The sequence below is a fragment of the Thalassotalea crassostreae genome, from assembly GCF_001831495.1.
Lineage (GTDB): Bacteria > Pseudomonadota > Gammaproteobacteria > Enterobacterales > Alteromonadaceae > Thalassotalea_A > Thalassotalea_A crassostreae.
In genome coordinates this window covers 1359700-1375405 of the sequence record NZ_CP017689.1, presented here as the reverse complement: position 1 = coordinate 1375405, position 15706 = coordinate 1359700, and the positions used below count along the sequence as shown (strand labels likewise).

The 15706-nt window shown below is 39.6% G+C and carries 13 protein-coding genes and 1 riboswitch; of the genes, 12 read left to right on the top strand and 1 reads right to left on the bottom strand.

From position 1 onward, the window contains the following. Positions 1 to 34 precede the first annotated feature (34 nt). The 7 genes from LT090_RS05935 (at position 35) to LT090_RS05905 (ending at position 9129) form a co-directional block, all read left to right on the top strand. The gene (locus LT090_RS05935) at positions 35 to 1888 is read left to right on the top strand and encodes a DUF885 domain-containing protein (RefSeq protein ID WP_068546619.1); all 1854 of its coding nucleotides are present in this window, start codon (positions 35 to 37) and stop codon (positions 1886 to 1888) included. Between the two features lie 190 nt (positions 1889 to 2078). Next, positions 2079 to 4490, top strand: coding sequence for an ATP-binding protein (locus LT090_RS05930; protein WP_068546589.1), 2412 nt, complete (start codon positions 2079 to 2081; stop codon positions 4488 to 4490). A gap of 128 nt (positions 4491 to 4618) precedes the next feature. Next, complete coding sequence (gene rcsF / locus LT090_RS05925; protein ID WP_082897173.1) at positions 4619 to 4999, top strand: Rcs stress response system protein RcsF; 381 nt, start codon at positions 4619 to 4621, stop codon at positions 4997 to 4999. A 72-nt stretch (positions 5000 to 5071) separates the two neighbouring features. After that, complete coding sequence (gene tsaA, locus LT090_RS05920; RefSeq protein ID WP_068546588.1) at positions 5072 to 5785, top strand: tRNA (N6-threonylcarbamoyladenosine(37)-N6)-methyltransferase TrmO; 714 nt, start codon at positions 5072 to 5074, stop codon at positions 5783 to 5785. Between the two features lie 166 nt (positions 5786 to 5951). Next, a complete protein-coding gene (gene trhO / locus LT090_RS05915; protein WP_068546587.1) occupies positions 5952 to 6935 on the top strand; it encodes an oxygen-dependent tRNA uridine(34) hydroxylase TrhO in 984 nt (327 codons plus the stop codon). A 96-nt stretch (positions 6936 to 7031) separates the two neighbouring features. Next, positions 7032 to 7223 carry a hypothetical protein gene (locus LT090_RS05910; RefSeq protein WP_157726631.1) on the top strand — a complete coding sequence of 64 codons (192 nt, stop codon included), beginning with the start codon at positions 7032 to 7034 and terminating at the stop codon, positions 7221 to 7223. A 190-nt stretch (positions 7224 to 7413) separates the two neighbouring features. Continuing rightward, positions 7414 to 9129, top strand: coding sequence for a proline--tRNA ligase (locus LT090_RS05905; RefSeq protein ID WP_068546585.1), 1716 nt, complete (start codon positions 7414 to 7416; stop codon positions 9127 to 9129). A 229-nt stretch (positions 9130 to 9358) separates the two neighbouring features. Here LT090_RS05905 and LT090_RS05900 read toward each other — a convergent pair whose 3' ends face one another. Next, positions 9359 to 9949, bottom strand: coding sequence for a hypothetical protein (locus LT090_RS05900; protein WP_068546584.1), 591 nt, complete (start codon positions 9947 to 9949; stop codon positions 9359 to 9361). A gap of 380 nt (positions 9950 to 10329) precedes the next feature. Between LT090_RS05900 and LT090_RS05895 the strand changes: the two genes are divergently transcribed. From LT090_RS05895 to cobT, 5 genes are all read left to right on the top strand, one after another. After that, positions 10330 to 11547 (top strand): pyridoxal phosphate-dependent aminotransferase, encoded by a 1218-nt coding sequence (locus LT090_RS05895; protein ID WP_068546583.1) that lies wholly within the window; start codon positions 10330 to 10332, stop codon positions 11545 to 11547. A gap of 80 nt (positions 11548 to 11627) precedes the next feature. Next, entirely contained in the window at positions 11628 to 12245 is a 618-nt protein-coding gene (gene yfbR / locus LT090_RS05890; protein WP_068546582.1) for a 5'-deoxynucleotidase, read from the top strand. A gap of 166 nt (positions 12246 to 12411) precedes the next feature. Continuing rightward, positions 12412 to 12636: riboswitch (cobalamin riboswitch) on the top strand. A 189-nt stretch (positions 12637 to 12825) separates the two neighbouring features. Next, positions 12826 to 13659, top strand: a complete 834-nt coding sequence (locus LT090_RS05885; RefSeq protein ID WP_068546581.1) for an ABC transporter ATP-binding protein — start codon at positions 12826 to 12828, stop codon at positions 13657 to 13659. After that, the gene (locus LT090_RS05880) at positions 13656 to 14642 is read left to right on the top strand and encodes a FecCD family ABC transporter permease (protein WP_068546580.1); all 987 of its coding nucleotides are present in this window, start codon (positions 13656 to 13658) and stop codon (positions 14640 to 14642) included. The genes LT090_RS05885 and LT090_RS05880 overlap by 4 nt, the downstream gene beginning before the upstream one ends. Before the next feature lie 11 nt (positions 14643 to 14653). Further along, complete coding sequence (gene cobT, locus LT090_RS05875) at positions 14654 to 15706, top strand: nicotinate-nucleotide--dimethylbenzimidazole phosphoribosyltransferase (protein WP_068546579.1); 1053 nt, start codon at positions 14654 to 14656, stop codon at positions 15704 to 15706.

Sequence of the window (15706 nt, the reverse complement as noted above, 5' to 3'; positions counted from 1 at the left end):
TACTGTTGGCAAATAAATTTTGAGTCAAAAAATTATGCAATTAAAAACTTCAGTTATTACATCAACTGTTGCAGCCCTGTTGCTTGCAGGCTGTCAGCAAAACGCCGCAGACAAGACGACACAACCTACTCCTGCTCCTACAGAGCAAGCGAGTACAGAGGTTGTTGAACAAAGCGAATCTGCTAAATTAAATGAGTTTTTCGAAACCATGTTTAAGGATGCAGTTAGCCGCTCTCCACAATTCCAAACGCAACTTGGTATCAAAGATAACAATGACAAGTGGAATGATATCAGCGAAGACAACGCGTTAGCTGAACTAAACATTAGCAAACAAAACCTCGCTCAACTTGAAACCTTTGACGTGAGTAAGCTCGATCCACAAACGGCACTAAGCTATCAACTAGCGCACGATTCAATTTCGGCACAAATTGAGGGATACAAGTGGCGTCACCATAACTACCCAGTTGATCAAATGCACGGTTTACAGTCTCGCATCCCGTCGTTTTTAATTAACCAACACGGCATTACCAATGTCGATGATGCTAATGACTACATTAGCCGAATTAAAGGCATTCGAGTATTAGTTACACAACTACTTGAACAATTAAAAATTCGTGAAGACAAAGGCATTGTACCGCCAACATTTGTTTTCCCTCACGTTATTCGTGATTCACAAAATTTAATCCAAGGCGCACCATTTAATGGTGATAGCGAATCTATTTTATTGGCTGATTTCAATAAAAAAGTGAACGCTTTAGAAATATCTGCAGAGCAAAAGCAGCAATTAACCGCCGAAGCGACAACTGCGCTTATTGATTATGTTCAACCTGCTTACCAAGACTTGATCGACTTCTTAATTCACCAAGAAGCGCGTTCAACTAATGATGCTGGCGCATGGAAATTCCCTGAAGCAGATGCTTTTTATAAGCATGCCCTAGCCCGAATCACTACCACTGATTTAAGCGCTGAAGAAATTCATCAAATTGGTTTAAGTGAAGTTGCCCGTATTCACGAAGAAATGCGTGTTATCAAAGATAAAGTTGGCTTTAAAGGCGACTTAAATGAGTTTATGGTCTTTATGCGTGAAGACGACCAATTCTATTACCCGCAAACAGAAGCAGGAAAGCAACAATATCTTGACGAAGCAACGGCGATCATTGATACCATGAAAACCCGTTTGGACGAGTTATTCAATGTACAGCCAAAAGCTGAAATGATTGTTAAACGCGTTGAAGCGTTCCGCGAAAAATCAGCTGGTAAAGCGTTCTACAATAGCCCTGCTCTTGATGGCAGTCGCCCAGGGATTTACTACGCAAACCTTTATGATATGAAAGCGATGCCAGTTTATCAAATGGAAGCGTTAGCCTACCATGAAGGTATTCCAGGTCATCACATGCAATTAGCGATTTCACAGGAATTAGAAGGCTTACCTACGTTCAGAAAGTTCCTACGATTTACTGCCTATATTGAAGGCTGGGGTTTATATTCAGAGAAAGTGCCAAAAGAGATTGGTTTTTACCAAGACCCTTATTCTGATTTCGGTCGTTTAGCGATGGAATTATGGCGCGCGGTACGTTTAGTCGTTGATACTGGTATGCACGATAAAAAATGGACGCGTGAGCAAAGCATCGATTTTTATGTAAACAATACCCCTAACGCCAAATCAGATGCGATAAAAATGGTTGAACGTCATGCGGTAATGCCAGCTCAAGCAACGGCATATAAAATCGGTATGTTAGAAATCTTAAAACTTAGAAGCAAGGCACAAGACGCGCTTGGCGATAAGTTTGATATCCGTGACTTCCATGATGTTTACTTGAAAAATGGCCCACTACCTTTGACTATCATTGGTCAAAAAGTTGATGAGTACATTGCAAGCAAGAAGTAAGTAGCAGAAGCAGCTAGAATAAGTATCTAGCAAAAGTTATCGCTAGTGACATAACCGTCACTAGCGTATTCAAAAAACTGAGTCGCAATAGCGGCTCTTTTTATTTAACACGCTATAATTAATAAAGTTTTCACCAATTTAAGTACTAGTGGTACACTTATTTTAAGATTCAAGAAATAAACACCTATTAATGACCATTAATCGATATTTTACTCGCGTATTCATAATCTTGTTAGCCCTTATCATCGCTAACATTACCGCATTCTATGTTTACCAACAATCGCTGCAATCGATGAATGCATTGGAAGATGATCGTCTCTCAATCGTTGAAATTACCAACCATGTTCGTGACACTTCCGATAAGCTTACCCGCACCGCTAGAACCTACGTCGTTACCGGTGATAAAAACTATCGTGACTATTATTTTGAAAGTTTAGAAATAAAAAATGGTCACCGTAAACGTCCTGACAACTACTTTAGTATTTACTGGGATAAGCTGCACACACTTCAAGAAGGTAAACGATTTTCTGACGTACCGCTAAATCAAATTGTTGCCGATTTAATTTACCCTGAGTCTAAACTTGAAGAATTAAGAAAAGGCGTGGTGCTGTTTGACAAAATTAATTTGGTTGAACAACAAGCCATTAGTTTGTATCAGCAAGACCCTGTCAATAATCAACAGACTGCTATCGACCTTTTATACGGCAAAGCCTACCTTGCAGACAAAAGTGAGGTGATGGTTAAAATTGATGATTTTGAAGATAAATACGATCAGTGGCATGTGCGCAAAACAGACAAGCTCGAACAACAAATTGCGTACTACGAACTAATAAAATTAGTGTTGCAATTTTTGTTCATTCTTGCCCTTATCAGCGTTCGATTCTATTTGATTAAAAACGTTTCTTCACCAATTGAAAAACTCACTGGTTTGGCAAATCGAATTGCTAATGGCGACTTCTCAAAGAGGCCTACAATAGATAAGAATCCAAGCGATATGGCGTTATTGCTTAATTCAATGAATCAGATGCAAGACGAAATTGCCAAAACCGTGCATCAATTTGAACAACAAACAGAACTCGCTCATCAAGCGCAACAACAAGCAGAAGCGGCGAATAAATCACGCGGTGAGTTTTTGGCGAATATGAGTCATGAGATCCGCACACCGATGAACGGTATTATTGGTATTTCTCAGTTACTGCAGCAACAAGAACTTAATGATGACGATAGAGTTTATGTTGATAAAATTTTACTGTCGGCAAGACAGTTACTCGACATTCTTAATGATATCCTCGACTTTTCTAAGATAGATAGTGACAAACTAACCATCGAAAACATCGAGTTTGACTTAAACAGTGTGTTTGAACGCATCAGCAATGTATTGGCTCTATCAGCCCAAGAAAAAGGTCTTAGCCTTAATTTTGATATTGACAGCGATGTAAATACTCAGTTTCTTGGCGATCCGGTTAGACTTGGTCAAATCTTAATGAACTTAACGTCGAATGCGATTAAGTTTACTGAACACGGCAGCGTTACTATTAGGCTAAATAATAGCCAAGATAAAAACGCCATTGAATTTTCAGTGATTGATAGCGGTATCGGCCTTTGTGCTGAAAAAATTGAACAAATATTTAAACCGTTTTCACAGGCTGATGGTTCGATCACTCGAGTCTATGGTGGCTCTGGTTTAGGCCTAACCATATGTAAACGTTTAGCTGAGCTTATGGGCGGCGATATTAGCGTGAATTCCGTTGCCGGTGAAGGCAGTTGTTTTGTGTTTAAATTACCGATTATTAAAAACCTCGACCCGAAAAAAGTTAGTCTAAATAAGAAACCAGTTATTGTATTTAGTGACAATAGCCATAACCAAACCTTGATTGAGCGCAATTGTCATTTACATGATATTAAATTTGACGCGTTTGCGTTGCAGCGTTTGAGCAATCCAGTCGATTCAGAGTCGCAAATCGAATTAACTGCATCTACTTTAGTTATTATCGACTTAGCTGGCATTGATGAAGGGCAAATTAAAGCGCTAATCGACACCAGCAAAGCTTGGTTAGAGCAAGAGAATGTCGATTTGTTGTTATTAACCAATCTAAATCAATTAGAATGTAAAGAGCAGTTCTCGTTTAAAGAATCGCTCAAAACGGTTCATTGTCCAATCGTATTTAACGATATCGCCAAGCACTTTAATAGCGACAACGGTACCAATAATAAGCCTGTTTTTAGTAAAGCATTTAGCGGCGTAAAAGTGTTATTAGCAGAAGATTTTAAATTAAATCAAATTGTTGCTAAAGGTTTACTGGAAAAGCTTGGTGCAGAAGTCGATATTGCAGAAGATGGTCAACAAGCCATTGACGCCATTGCCGAGCAAAACTATCAATTAGTGTTTATGGATATTCATATGCCAGTTATGGATGGTCATCAAGCGACTAAGATTATTCGTGCGAACAAAGACTATGATCACATTCCTGTTATCGCCTTAACCGCCGATGCACAGAAAGAACATATTGGACAATGCGTTGAGTCGGGTATGGATGATTTTTTATCCAAACCATTTATGCTTGCTGATATGGAAGCGATGTTACACAAACACTTAAAATAAAAAAGCCGAGACTTCGGGGCAATAGAAACTATTTAATAGAAACTAGAAGGCAAAGAATCGGCAAATGAAAAGGCTTTAATGAGTGGTCTTTTCAATTACTCATACTAAACAGAAATTATGACGGATTTATGACAATCAAAAATATTTTAAAAATTATTCCTTTAGCAATACTTTCAGTCAGTTGCGGCATGTCAGTAGACACTAATTTAGATAAAGAAAACTTTGATGAATACTTTGCAACCGGTGGCGTTGTTATGTATCAATCAGAAGATGAATTCCCAGGTAAAAGTGACTTTTTAGGGTTAGTCGAAGGTGATAGTTGTAAGCTCAAAAGTAACGATAAACCAGCCAATGAAATTGACGCTAGAACAATGGCAAGAAACCGCGCAGCAGATATGGGCGCTAACGGTGTTATCTTTACCAGTTGTACCTTAATCGAAGACCAACAATGCCTCGAAGCCATGGTTTGTTATGGCAAGGCATATGCTATCGACGAGCCAAAGTCATAGCTCCAAGAAAATAACTCTTAGTAAATAGCTCTTAGCTAATAGCTCCGCAGCTTTAGCATTAAAAATAAAACTATGACTGAAAATAACGTTCAATTTCAATCTATAGGTACAGTTCACTCTCCCTATAAAGAAAAGTTTGCCATTCCAAGGCAACCTGGATTGGCAACCGCCGCTAAAGGCAGCGTTGAGTTGACACTTTCTGGCGATCAGCAGCAAATGCTGCGCGACATTGAACAGCATTCACATCTTTGGTTGATATTTGTTTTTGATAAAACCGCTGAATATGGCTTCAAGCCATTGGTTAAAGCGCCGCGTCTTGGCGGCAACAAAAAAACCGGTGTGTTTGCCACGCGTTCAACCTTTCGCCCCAACCCTATTGGTATGTCGGCAGTTAAGCTAGAGGGTATTAGCAAAATTAATGACCACTGGCATATTCATGTTAGCGGCTTAGATTTATTAGATGGCACGCCGATTATCGATATTAAACCTTATATCCCCTATTCTGACGCTATTGCTACAGCAAGTTCTGAAATGGCACAAGATGCAGAGCAGCATCAACTTCAAGTCAGTTTTAATGAGTTAGCTGCTACGCAATTACAAACGTTGGCAAAGCATTATGATTCACTTGAATTGTTAATTGAACAAGTTCTCAGTCAAGATCCAAGACCGGCTTACAAAAAGCAATCTGACGATGTTCAAGAGTACGGAATGAGTTTGTTTGACTTAAACATTCGCTGGCAAATTGCCGGTGAGCACTGCACCGTAATCGATATAAGCGTAAAATAGATAAGCCGCCTCAATTTGTAGATGACTTCTTAGCACCTTGCTCGTATAATCCCCCGCTTAATCAATGTATTGCTTTAACAAGGCTTGATTAAGCAAAACAAAAAATACAATTTGAATTCATTTCAATACGCACCAGATTTACGTTCTGGCTAGCAGGAGAAAAATTATGTCACAATATGTAGTTTGTGCATTATATAAGTTTGTCACTTTAAATGACTTTAAACAGTTACAAAAACCGTTGTTGCAAACCATGCAAGATAACGACGTTAAAGGTACACTTCTACTCGCTGTAGAAGGCATAAATGGTACCATCGCGGGCTCCCGTCAAGGCATAGATAACGTGTTAGCATTTTTAATGGCTGATTTACGTTTAGCTGATCTTTCTTTCAAAGAATCATTCACTGACAACGCGCCATTCAAGCGTTGTAAAGTAAAGCTTAAAAAAGAAATCGTAACCATGGGTGTTGAAGGTATTGACCCGAAACAAGTGGTCGGTACTTATGTTAAGCCACAAGATTGGAACGAATTGATTTCAGATCCAGAAGTATTATTAGTTGATACTCGTAACGATTATGAAATCGAGATTGGCACCTTTGAGAATGCAGTAAATCCAAATACTGAAACCTTTCGTGAGTTTCCTAAATACGTGGCTGATAACCTTGATCCAGCAAAACATAAGAAGGTCGCGATGTTTTGTACCGGTGGTATTCGCTGTGAAAAATCAACTGCGTTTATGAAAGAACAAGGTTTTGAAGAGGTTTATCATCTTGAAGGCGGCATACTAAAGTATTTAGAAGAAGTGCCACAAGATAACACTATGTGGAAAGGCGATTGTTTTGTATTTGATGATCGCGTAACCGTTGATCACGACCTGAAAAAAGGTAAGTACGATCAATGTCACGCATGTCGATTACCAATTACCGAAGAAGATAAGCAATTAGACAGTTACGAAAAAGGCGTTAGCTGTTACCGCTGTATCGATAAAGTCACTGATGAACAACGTGCACGCTATGCCGAGCGCGAGAAACAAATCAACTTAGCCAAAGCGCGTGGTGAAAACCACATCGGCGGTGACGTAAGTAAAACCATCGCAGAACGCAAAGCGCAAAAGCTTGAAGCAATAAAGCGCCAACAAGAAAAGCAAAAATAGCGATAAGCATTAATATATATCTAGTCACGCTAAATTTGAAAATTAAGCATAAAGCTACTATTATTGTACAAATTTTGTTCAATTGAGAATTTAGTTGTGGCAGATAATAACGCTAATGATGAACCTTTAAATAATCGACATCCTCTTGATGATTCCGTTATTGTTGAACAAAATAATTGTCAACAAGACCAACAAGAATCTCCCCATACCTGGTGGTTAAATACCCGCCGTCGCTGTCATAAACACGCAACAATTAAACGCAACCACATCCGACGAAGACATTATTAATAATGTCTATATAACTGTTTTTCGCAGTCGATAAGACGAAGAAGCCAGCTAAACCTTAAAAATCCAAACTTTATCGCGATTAATCGCGCAAATTCGTTTTGCCTATCGCCATACTGCTGTTAGAATATCGGCAATTTTTTATTCTTACCAAAATAACTTTTGGTATCACAACATTTGGAATTTTAGTTCAATGCGCACTAGCCAATATTTACTTTCTACCTTAAAAGAAACTCCAGCAAACGCTGAAGTGATCAGTCACCAATACATGCTTCGTGCCGGCTTAGTTCGCGCAGTAGCGTCAGGCTTGTACAACTGGTTACCCACTGGTCTTAAGGTACTTAAGAAAGTTGAAAATATCGTACGTGAAGAAATGACACGTGCTGGCTCTATTGAAATGCTAATGCCAATGGTTCAACCTGCCGATTTATGGCAAGAATCTGGCCGTTGGACAGACTACGGCCCTGAGTTGTTACGTATGGAAGATCGTCACAATCGTCCATTCGTATTAGGTCCAACGCACGAAGAAGTTATCACTAAACTGATCAGCTTTGAGTTAAACTCTTACAAGCAACTACCACTAAATTTATTCCAAATTCAAAATAAGTTTCGAGATGAAATTCGTCCTCGCTTCGGTGTAATGCGTGGTCGTGAATTCTTAATGAAAGATGCTTACTCATTCCATTTATCTGCGGAATGTTTAGATAATACATACAACAATATGCATGCAGCATACTGTCGTATCTTCGACCGTTTAGGTTTAGATTACCGTCCGGTAATTGCAGACACTGGTTCTATCGGTGGTGATGCGTCACACGAATTTCACGTGTTAGCAGACTCAGGTGAAGATGATATTGCTTTTAGTGATGGCAGCGAATACGCCGCAAACATCGAAAAAGCAGAAGCGTTAGCACCAACAAGCAAAAGACAACCGGCAGAACTTGGTTTAAACAAAGTTGCTACTCCTGATGTACATAGCATCGAGCAAGTATCTGAGTTTTTAGACGTTGCTGCGACACAAGTAGCGAAAACATTGCTGGTATTAGGCGAATGTGAAGAAGGTGAAAAAGCCCCTGTTATTGCATTAGTATTACGTGGCGATCACGAACTGAACGAATTAAAAGCTGAAAAAATTGACGGTATCGCAAGCCCGTTAACTTTTGCTAGTGATGAAGAAATTAAAGCTGCTGTTGAGTGTGATGCAGGTTCAATCGGCCCTATTGCATTAAACATTCCAGTGATTGTTGACCGCAGCGCTGCGGTACTAAGTGACTTTGTTTGTGGCGCAAATGAAACAGGCTTCCACTTTACCGGCGCAAACTTTGATCGTGATATTAAAGACTACCAAGTCGCTGATATTCGTAACATCGTTGCTGGCGATCCGAGCCCATGCGGAAACGGTACTATCGAAATCAAACGTGGTATCGAAGTTGGCCATATTTTCCAACTTGGTGAAAAATATGCAAAAGCAATGGGCGCAGCGGTATTGAACGAACAAGGTAAAAACCAAACATTAACCATGGGTTGTTATGGTATCGGTGTTTCGCGCATTGTTGCCGCAGCAATTGAGCAAAACCATGATGATAACGGTATTATCTGGCCTGATGCTATCGCACCATTTAAAGTAGTTATCATTCCAATGAACATGCACAAATCTGCACGCGTTCAAGAGACAGCTGAGAAGTTATATGCTGACTTAACAGCTGCAGGCGTTGAAGTGTTATTCGACGACCGTAAAGAGCGTCCTGGAGTAATGTTTAAAGATATGGAATTAATTGGTATTCCACATCACATTGTTGTTGGCGAACGTAACCTTGATGCCGGTGAAGTTGAATACAAGCAACGCAAGACCAACGAAAAATCAATGCTTAAGATAGAAGACGTATTAAGCGCTATTCAAGCGAAATAATTCTTCGAACTAGTAATTAAAAAAGGGGTTAGCAGCAATGCTAACCCCTTTTTTTGTTCAAAATAATAATAAGTAGGGTCAGATCATAATTTAAGGCTTTAATAATAAGTAGGGTCAGATCATAATTTAAGGCTTTAATAGTTAAGTGAAGCTTGAACTTTTCTAGTTAGAGTATGGCGCAGGACTGTGTCACAGAATGTTCAAAAAGTGTGATCTGACCCTACTTATTTTATCTTTGCCACTTGTCCCAATAGATCTTGCGGTCAAAACGTTTTGATATATTTTTGTTAAGCTCATGGAAACTGGTCAGTTTGTCATTGCGTCCATTAATACATTGCCAGACAAAGCGATGGCAATTGTTGTCAATCAAACCATACTCTTGGTAGGTGTATATTTGTTTAACTGCGCGCTGACAAGTTAATTCGTCGGCAATCGCTTCCCCTTGCGAATCACAGGCGACAAATATTTCACTACCACTGCGCTCTTTTAAAAATCGTTCAGGTGATATCGCTTTAATCAAACCAGAGCCATGCAATTCAACAATCGTATCGTCGTCAATCAATATACCGGTATGTTCTAAAATTCCGCCTAGCCCACAACAAACAACCGCGCCAGGTCGGACAATGGCTAACTTTTCATTACTAAACACTTCAGTTGGGTACTTGGCAACGCCGCTATCATGTCGATGACTGTTACCACGACTTTCGATATCGGTTGTGTTTGCTCGGCGCAGATCTTGCTTTTTACGGCGCGATTCTACTTCAGATAAAGCAACCCCAGAGGCTATTGCTGCACCAATCCATAATAACGGTAATGGCATAATACTCCCTCACATTGAACCTTAAGTGCTCAAATGAATTCACTTATGGCGGGCGAAAATAACGTTTAAAACGTCATTTATACAAAATAAACTAAGTTTAGTTATTATTTATAACTCTAATGTTGATAAATTTCACAAAAAAAGTGTCAGTAAGTGTTTCAAAAGTCTATGATTTAAGTATGCTAGGATTCTATGTAGTGCTTGTTCTCTGGTTTTATGCTCTTTCTTTATTCATCGCTTGAACAAATTACTGTTCAAATATAAAAAGAAGTTCAGAAAATTAGCTAAACAATTTTCCAAATTAAGAAACCTAAGCCTACATCAACACTAACTATAAAATTAGCAATAAAACTAACAATAAAACCATAAGCAGTAATGTAATGAGTGAATATCTAAAATCAGCAAAATTATCTGGTGTTTGTTACGACATCCGCGGCCAAATTGCCGAAGAAGCTAGACGATTAGAAGAAGAAGGCCATAAAATTTTAAAACTAAATATCGGCAATCCTGCCCCATTTGGTTTTTTGGCCCCGGATGATATTCTCCGTGACGTGATCCATAACCTGCCAACAGCGCAAGGTTATAGTGAATCTAAGGGTATATATTCTGCTCGTGTTGCGGTAATGCAGTACTACCAACAGTTTGGTTTAAAAAACCTAAACGTTGATAATATCTTTATTGGCAATGGCGTTAGTGAGCTTATTGTGATGGCAATGCAAGCATTGTTAAATAGTGGCGATGAAGTGCTTATCCCTGCTCCTGATTATCCATTATGGACTGCTGCCGTTGCTCTTTCGGGCGGTACACCGGTGCATTATCGTTGTGATGACGAAAACTTTTGGTATCCAGATATCGACAATATCCGTGCAAGTATCAACGACAAAACCAAAGCAATCGTATTAATAAATCCAAATAACCCAACGGGCTCCGTGTACCCAAAAGAGATCTTGCAACAGGTATTAGAGTTAGCGAAAGAACACAACTTGATCGTTTTTTCTGACGAGATTTACGATAAGGTGCTTTACGATGGCGCTACTCATACTCCTACCGCAAGTTTAACTGAAGATGTATTAGTAGTGACTATGGGGGGCTTGTCTAAAAATTACCGTATTGCTGGCTTTCGAGCCGGTTGGATGATGTTAACCGGTCCGTTATTAAGAGCTCAAAGTTATTTAGACGGTTTGACTATGTTAGCATCGATGAGACTTTGTGCGAATGTTCCGTGTCAGCATGCAATACAAACCGCTTTAGGTGGATATCAAAGTATTAATGAGTTGGTGAATGACGGCGGCCGCTTAAAATCACAATTAGACATTGCCCACAAGATGATCAATAACATTGATGGCTTAAGCTGTCATAAAGCAAAAGGTGCAATGTACTTATTTGTTAAGGTTGACGGCGAAAAGCTCGGTATTACCGATGATGAAAAAATGGTGTTAGATATCTTACGCCAAGAGAAAATATTGTTAGTGCAAGGCTCGGCATTTAACCTAAAAGAAGGCATTTATTTTAGGTTGGTATTCTTGCCACACACTGAAGATTTAATTCAAGCAATCAATCGCTTAGAGCATTTTTTCAAGCATTATAATCAATCATAAACTAGGCTTAGCATACACCTTTAATAAGCGCCTTTTACAAACACCTTAACCTGACGTAACAAAACGCAATGTGAGCAACTATGACAGATAATAACAACAACCAACAAAGTACATTTTTAGCATGGATGTTTCGCATGCCATTAATTAAACGTTGGGCGTTAATGTACTGTGTTAAATCTGAAAACATTGCCGAGCATTCACATCAAGTCGCAATTGTTGCCCATTTACTTGCGGTGATTCGTAATAAAAAATTTAATGGCAATTTAAATGCCGACCGCGCTGCGACCATCGCGCTATATCACGAAGCAAGTGAAACTCGTTATGGTGATGTCGTTAGCCCAACGAAATATGCCAATGCTGAAATCAGTCGTGAATTTAAAAAAATTGAAACCTTAGCAGAAAAAGAGTGCATTGAATCTCTGCCCGAAGAATTTCGTGATGTTTTTGATGAACTGATTGTGCAAGATCACGTTGATAATGAGTACAAAGCCATTGTTAAAGCGGCCGATATCTTAGTTGCCTATATCAAATCCCTCGATGAGATAAATCATAATAATCCTGAATTTCAGCACGTAGAAATAAACTTAAAAAACAAACTCGACCAGCTAACCGGTGACATGCCTGAAGTGGAGTATTTTATGAGTATATTTTTGACCGCATGCACTGCTACTGTCGATAAGCTAAGCAGTCAAAACTAGCCTAGCCCTGCACTCGCTACCTATGCACTATCTTTGCACTACCTATGCTCTATCTAGTCATTTAATCTAAATCGACTGTGCATATAAACATTTCCTCTTTGATATATTTTATTCGCAATAAATTAACTGCTTAAGCAGTGTTAATGCTGTTATTAAGTTGTTACAATCAGTCTCAATAACTTTTGGTGTTTCTGATTTTAATCATTAACTTAAAAGGGAATGTGGTTATCGATGACTCTTAATATACGATTCATCTTTATTTATTCCACAGCTGTTCCCGCAACTGTAATTAGGGCTTATTTAACATACCACTGAATGAACACTCATTTGGGAAGGGTTAAATAAGGTTATCTCTATAAGCCAGGATACCTGCCATCTGTTAGTTACAACTAAATGAGTTGCCAATTACTCGATTCAGTTGTAAATGTTTTAATCGTGCGGGTAACGCGAGAAGAAGATTATGCTGATAAGATAAGCTGTTTATTAGAGTTTATCGGTTAGCCATCCCTTCTGCTTTATTCCTGCACATCAATGATTCATAACTGAACCATAACTGACACATAAGTAACTATTGCAGCGAATGACAAATACCGTATTAAAAGCCCAGCAGCTTTCTTGGAAAGTAGCGGATAAAACCATTATTAGTGACATAGGTTTCGACTTATCGAAAGGCGAAACTGTAGCTATCGTTGGTCCTAATGGCGCCGGTAAAACGTCGTTATTAAAGTGTTTGTATGGCGAGTATCAAAACTTTTCTGGTACAGTCTATCTTAAGGGTAAAAGTCTAAAGTCAATTCACGCGAGAGACATTGCCAAACAAATTGCGGTTGTCAGTCAAACCACAAGCTCGGTATTTAATTTAACGGTCATCGATATCGTCCGCATGGGTTTAATTCCCTACAAAAGTTTTTTTGAATCTGATACCAATGCCGATCTTGAAATCATCAAAAATGCGTTAAGTAAAGTCGACTTACTCGATAAAAAAAATCAAAGTTTCAGTACTCTTTCAGGTGGTGAGCAGCAACGTGTATTGATCGCCAGAGCGGTCGTTCAAACAGCAGATATTTTAATAATGGATGAGCCAACTAACCATTTAGATATCTATTACCAACACCAAATTCTAAAACTAGCTAAATCTTTAAATATCACATTATTATTAACCATTCATGATTTGAACCTTGCCGCTGAATACTGCGATAGACTAGTGTTAATGAATCAAGGTAAGGTTGTGGCAAATGCCTCTCCAGAGCGAGTTTTGACGGCGCAAACTCTAAAAGAAGTATTTGCTCTCGATTGCGCCGTAGATAAAAACCCGTTTACCGATAAACCGCGCATCACGTTTGCCACCATTAATCCAAATATCAATGCAGATACAGATACCCAAACTAAAACCATTGCTAAGGATAAAAAATGAAGCCTTTGCAATATAGATACTCAATGTTAATGCTGCTAGCAATCGTCATAGCAACATTCATTTTATCAATTGGTTTTGGCGTTAATGAAATCGATCATCGCGCTGTATGGCAATGTTTAACTGAAAGTTGCGAAAAGCCGATTTACCAAACAATTTTATATGACATTCGTTTACCCCGCGTACTGCTTGGCTTTTTAGCCGGTTTTGGTTTAGCGATTGCCGGTGCGTTGATGCAAAATGTCACTCGTAATCCGCTCGCCGACCCGTACTTATTTGGTATTGTTGCTGGCGCTGGCCTTGGTGCTACGTTAGCCACTTTATTGCCGGAAAGTATTCACCATATTTCGCTGCCATTAGCATCCTTTGTCGGCGCTTTAGCCGCCGTTGCTTTGGTGCTAGCCGTGGTCGTTAACAACAACTGGCGCAGGGTTTCTCATCTTTTGCTTGCCGGTGTTGCAGTGTCATTTTTATTAAGCTCGATCACCAGTTTTATTCTCTATATGGGTGAAGCATTCTCCTCAAACCGGGTGATATTTTGGTTGATGGGTTCATTAACTCGCGCCGATAACACCGCATTGATGTGGATATTTCCAGTGGTGTTAGTTTCAACATTGATTGCGTTTAGTGTCGCAAGACAGCTTGATGCTCTGCTGCTTAGCGATGAAAGTGCTCGCACCCTTGGCGTTAAAGTCGCCCGTTTACGTATCATTGTTTTAGTTATTTGTGCGGCTAGTACAGCAGTGATTGTTTCCTATTGCGGCGGTATAGGTTTTGTTGGCCTGATGATCCCACATATCGTACGCTCTTTTGTCGGCATTACTACCAGCCGGTTACTCATTGGCTCAGGATTACTCGGTGGCTGCTTCCTAGTTTGGGTGGACGTTGTTGCCCGTATTGCGTTAGATGGTCAGGAAATTCCTATCGGTGTTATTACCTCTGCCATGGGCAGTATTTTCTTCTTATTATTAATGCGCAAAATGTAAAGATCACAAACATGACTATCGACCAATTAAATACCAAATACAAAGATCAAATCGTCGCGATTATCGACCAAAAAACCAAGCCTTTAGGAGCTCTCGGTCAACTGGAAGCGTTGGCGATGCAATTGGCTTTGATTCAATCGAATCGACAAAACGCGTTGGCGCGAAAATTATCTATAAGCAAACCAACTGCCCTAGTGTTTGCCGGCGATCATGGCATTAGTGAAGAAGGTATTAGCATTGCGCCAAGTGACGTTACTAGACAAATGGTTTTGAACTTTATCAATGGTGGCGCTGCGATTAATTGTTTTTGCCGCGCCAACAATATTGATTTAAAAGTAATTGATGCAGGCATCATTGAGCCAATCGACGAGCAAATTAAACTACAAAACCCACAATTTATAGAACAACGCCTTGGTCGTGGCACAGATAACTTTTCAAAAACGGCAGCGATGTCGGAGCAACAAGTTGAGCTAGGCTTAGAATATGGTAAAAAAATTGCTTTGGCACAAATCAATGATGGCTGTGAGCTTCTTATACTTGGTGAAATGGGTATCAGTAATACCAGCAGCGCAACGGCAATATTAGCGGCAATAAGTAATGCGCCAGTAGCCGAATGCGTCGGTAAAGGTACCGGTATTAATGACCAGCAGTTGCAGCACAAAACTAAATTGATTACCGACGCTGTTGCAAGACTTGAGAATCAACAGCCAATGGATCTGATGAGAGAATTAGGCGGCTTTGAAATAGTGCAAATGGTCGGTGCAATTTTAGCCGCAGCGGAGCAGAAAGTAGCAGTACTGATTGATGGCTTTATTGTCGGTTCTGCGGCATTACTCGCGACAAAGCTAAACCCAAATATTGGCCAATATCTAATTTTTGCTCATCAATCCAATGAGTCTGGCCATCAACTAATGTTAGCGCAGCTTGCGGCGACACCATTATTAAAGCTTGAGTTAAGATTGGGTGAAGGTACTGGCGCGGCTTTAGCGTTACCACTTTTAGTTGCCGCAACTCATTTTTACAACGATATGGCAAGTTTCGAGCAAGCGGGAGTGACGGTTTAA

What these genes read in the sequence shown, in the direction of transcription:
- LT090_RS05935 (WP_068546619.1), top strand. Translation starts at nt 35, where the DNA reads ATGCAATTAAAAACTTCAGTTATTACATCAACTGTTGCAGCCCTGTTG.
- LT090_RS05930 (WP_068546589.1), top strand. Translation starts at nt 2,079, where the DNA reads ATGACCATTAATCGATATTTTACTCGCGTATTCATAATCTTGTTAGCC.
- rcsF (WP_082897173.1), top strand. Translation starts at nt 4,619, where the DNA reads ATGACAATCAAAAATATTTTAAAAATTATTCCTTTAGCAATACTTTCA.
- tsaA (WP_068546588.1), top strand. Translation starts at nt 5,072, where the DNA reads ATGACTGAAAATAACGTTCAATTTCAATCTATAGGTACAGTTCACTCT.
- trhO (WP_068546587.1), top strand. Translation starts at nt 5,952, where the DNA reads ATGTCACAATATGTAGTTTGTGCATTATATAAGTTTGTCACTTTAAAT.
- LT090_RS05905 (WP_068546585.1), top strand. Translation starts at nt 7,414, where the DNA reads ATGCGCACTAGCCAATATTTACTTTCTACCTTAAAAGAAACTCCAGCA.
- LT090_RS05900 (WP_068546584.1), bottom strand. Translation starts at nt 9,949, where the DNA reads ATGCCATTACCGTTATTATGGATTGGTGCAGCAATAGCCTCTGGGGTT.
- LT090_RS05895 (WP_068546583.1), top strand. Translation starts at nt 10,330, where the DNA reads ATGAGTGAATATCTAAAATCAGCAAAATTATCTGGTGTTTGTTACGAC.
- yfbR (WP_068546582.1), top strand. Translation starts at nt 11,628, where the DNA reads ATGACAGATAATAACAACAACCAACAAAGTACATTTTTAGCATGGATG.
- LT090_RS05885 (WP_068546581.1), top strand. Translation starts at nt 12,826, where the DNA reads ATGACAAATACCGTATTAAAAGCCCAGCAGCTTTCTTGGAAAGTAGCG.
- LT090_RS05880 (WP_068546580.1), top strand. Translation starts at nt 13,656, where the DNA reads ATGAAGCCTTTGCAATATAGATACTCAATGTTAATGCTGCTAGCAATC.
- cobT (WP_068546579.1), top strand. Translation starts at nt 14,654, where the DNA reads ATGACTATCGACCAATTAAATACCAAATACAAAGATCAAATCGTCGCG.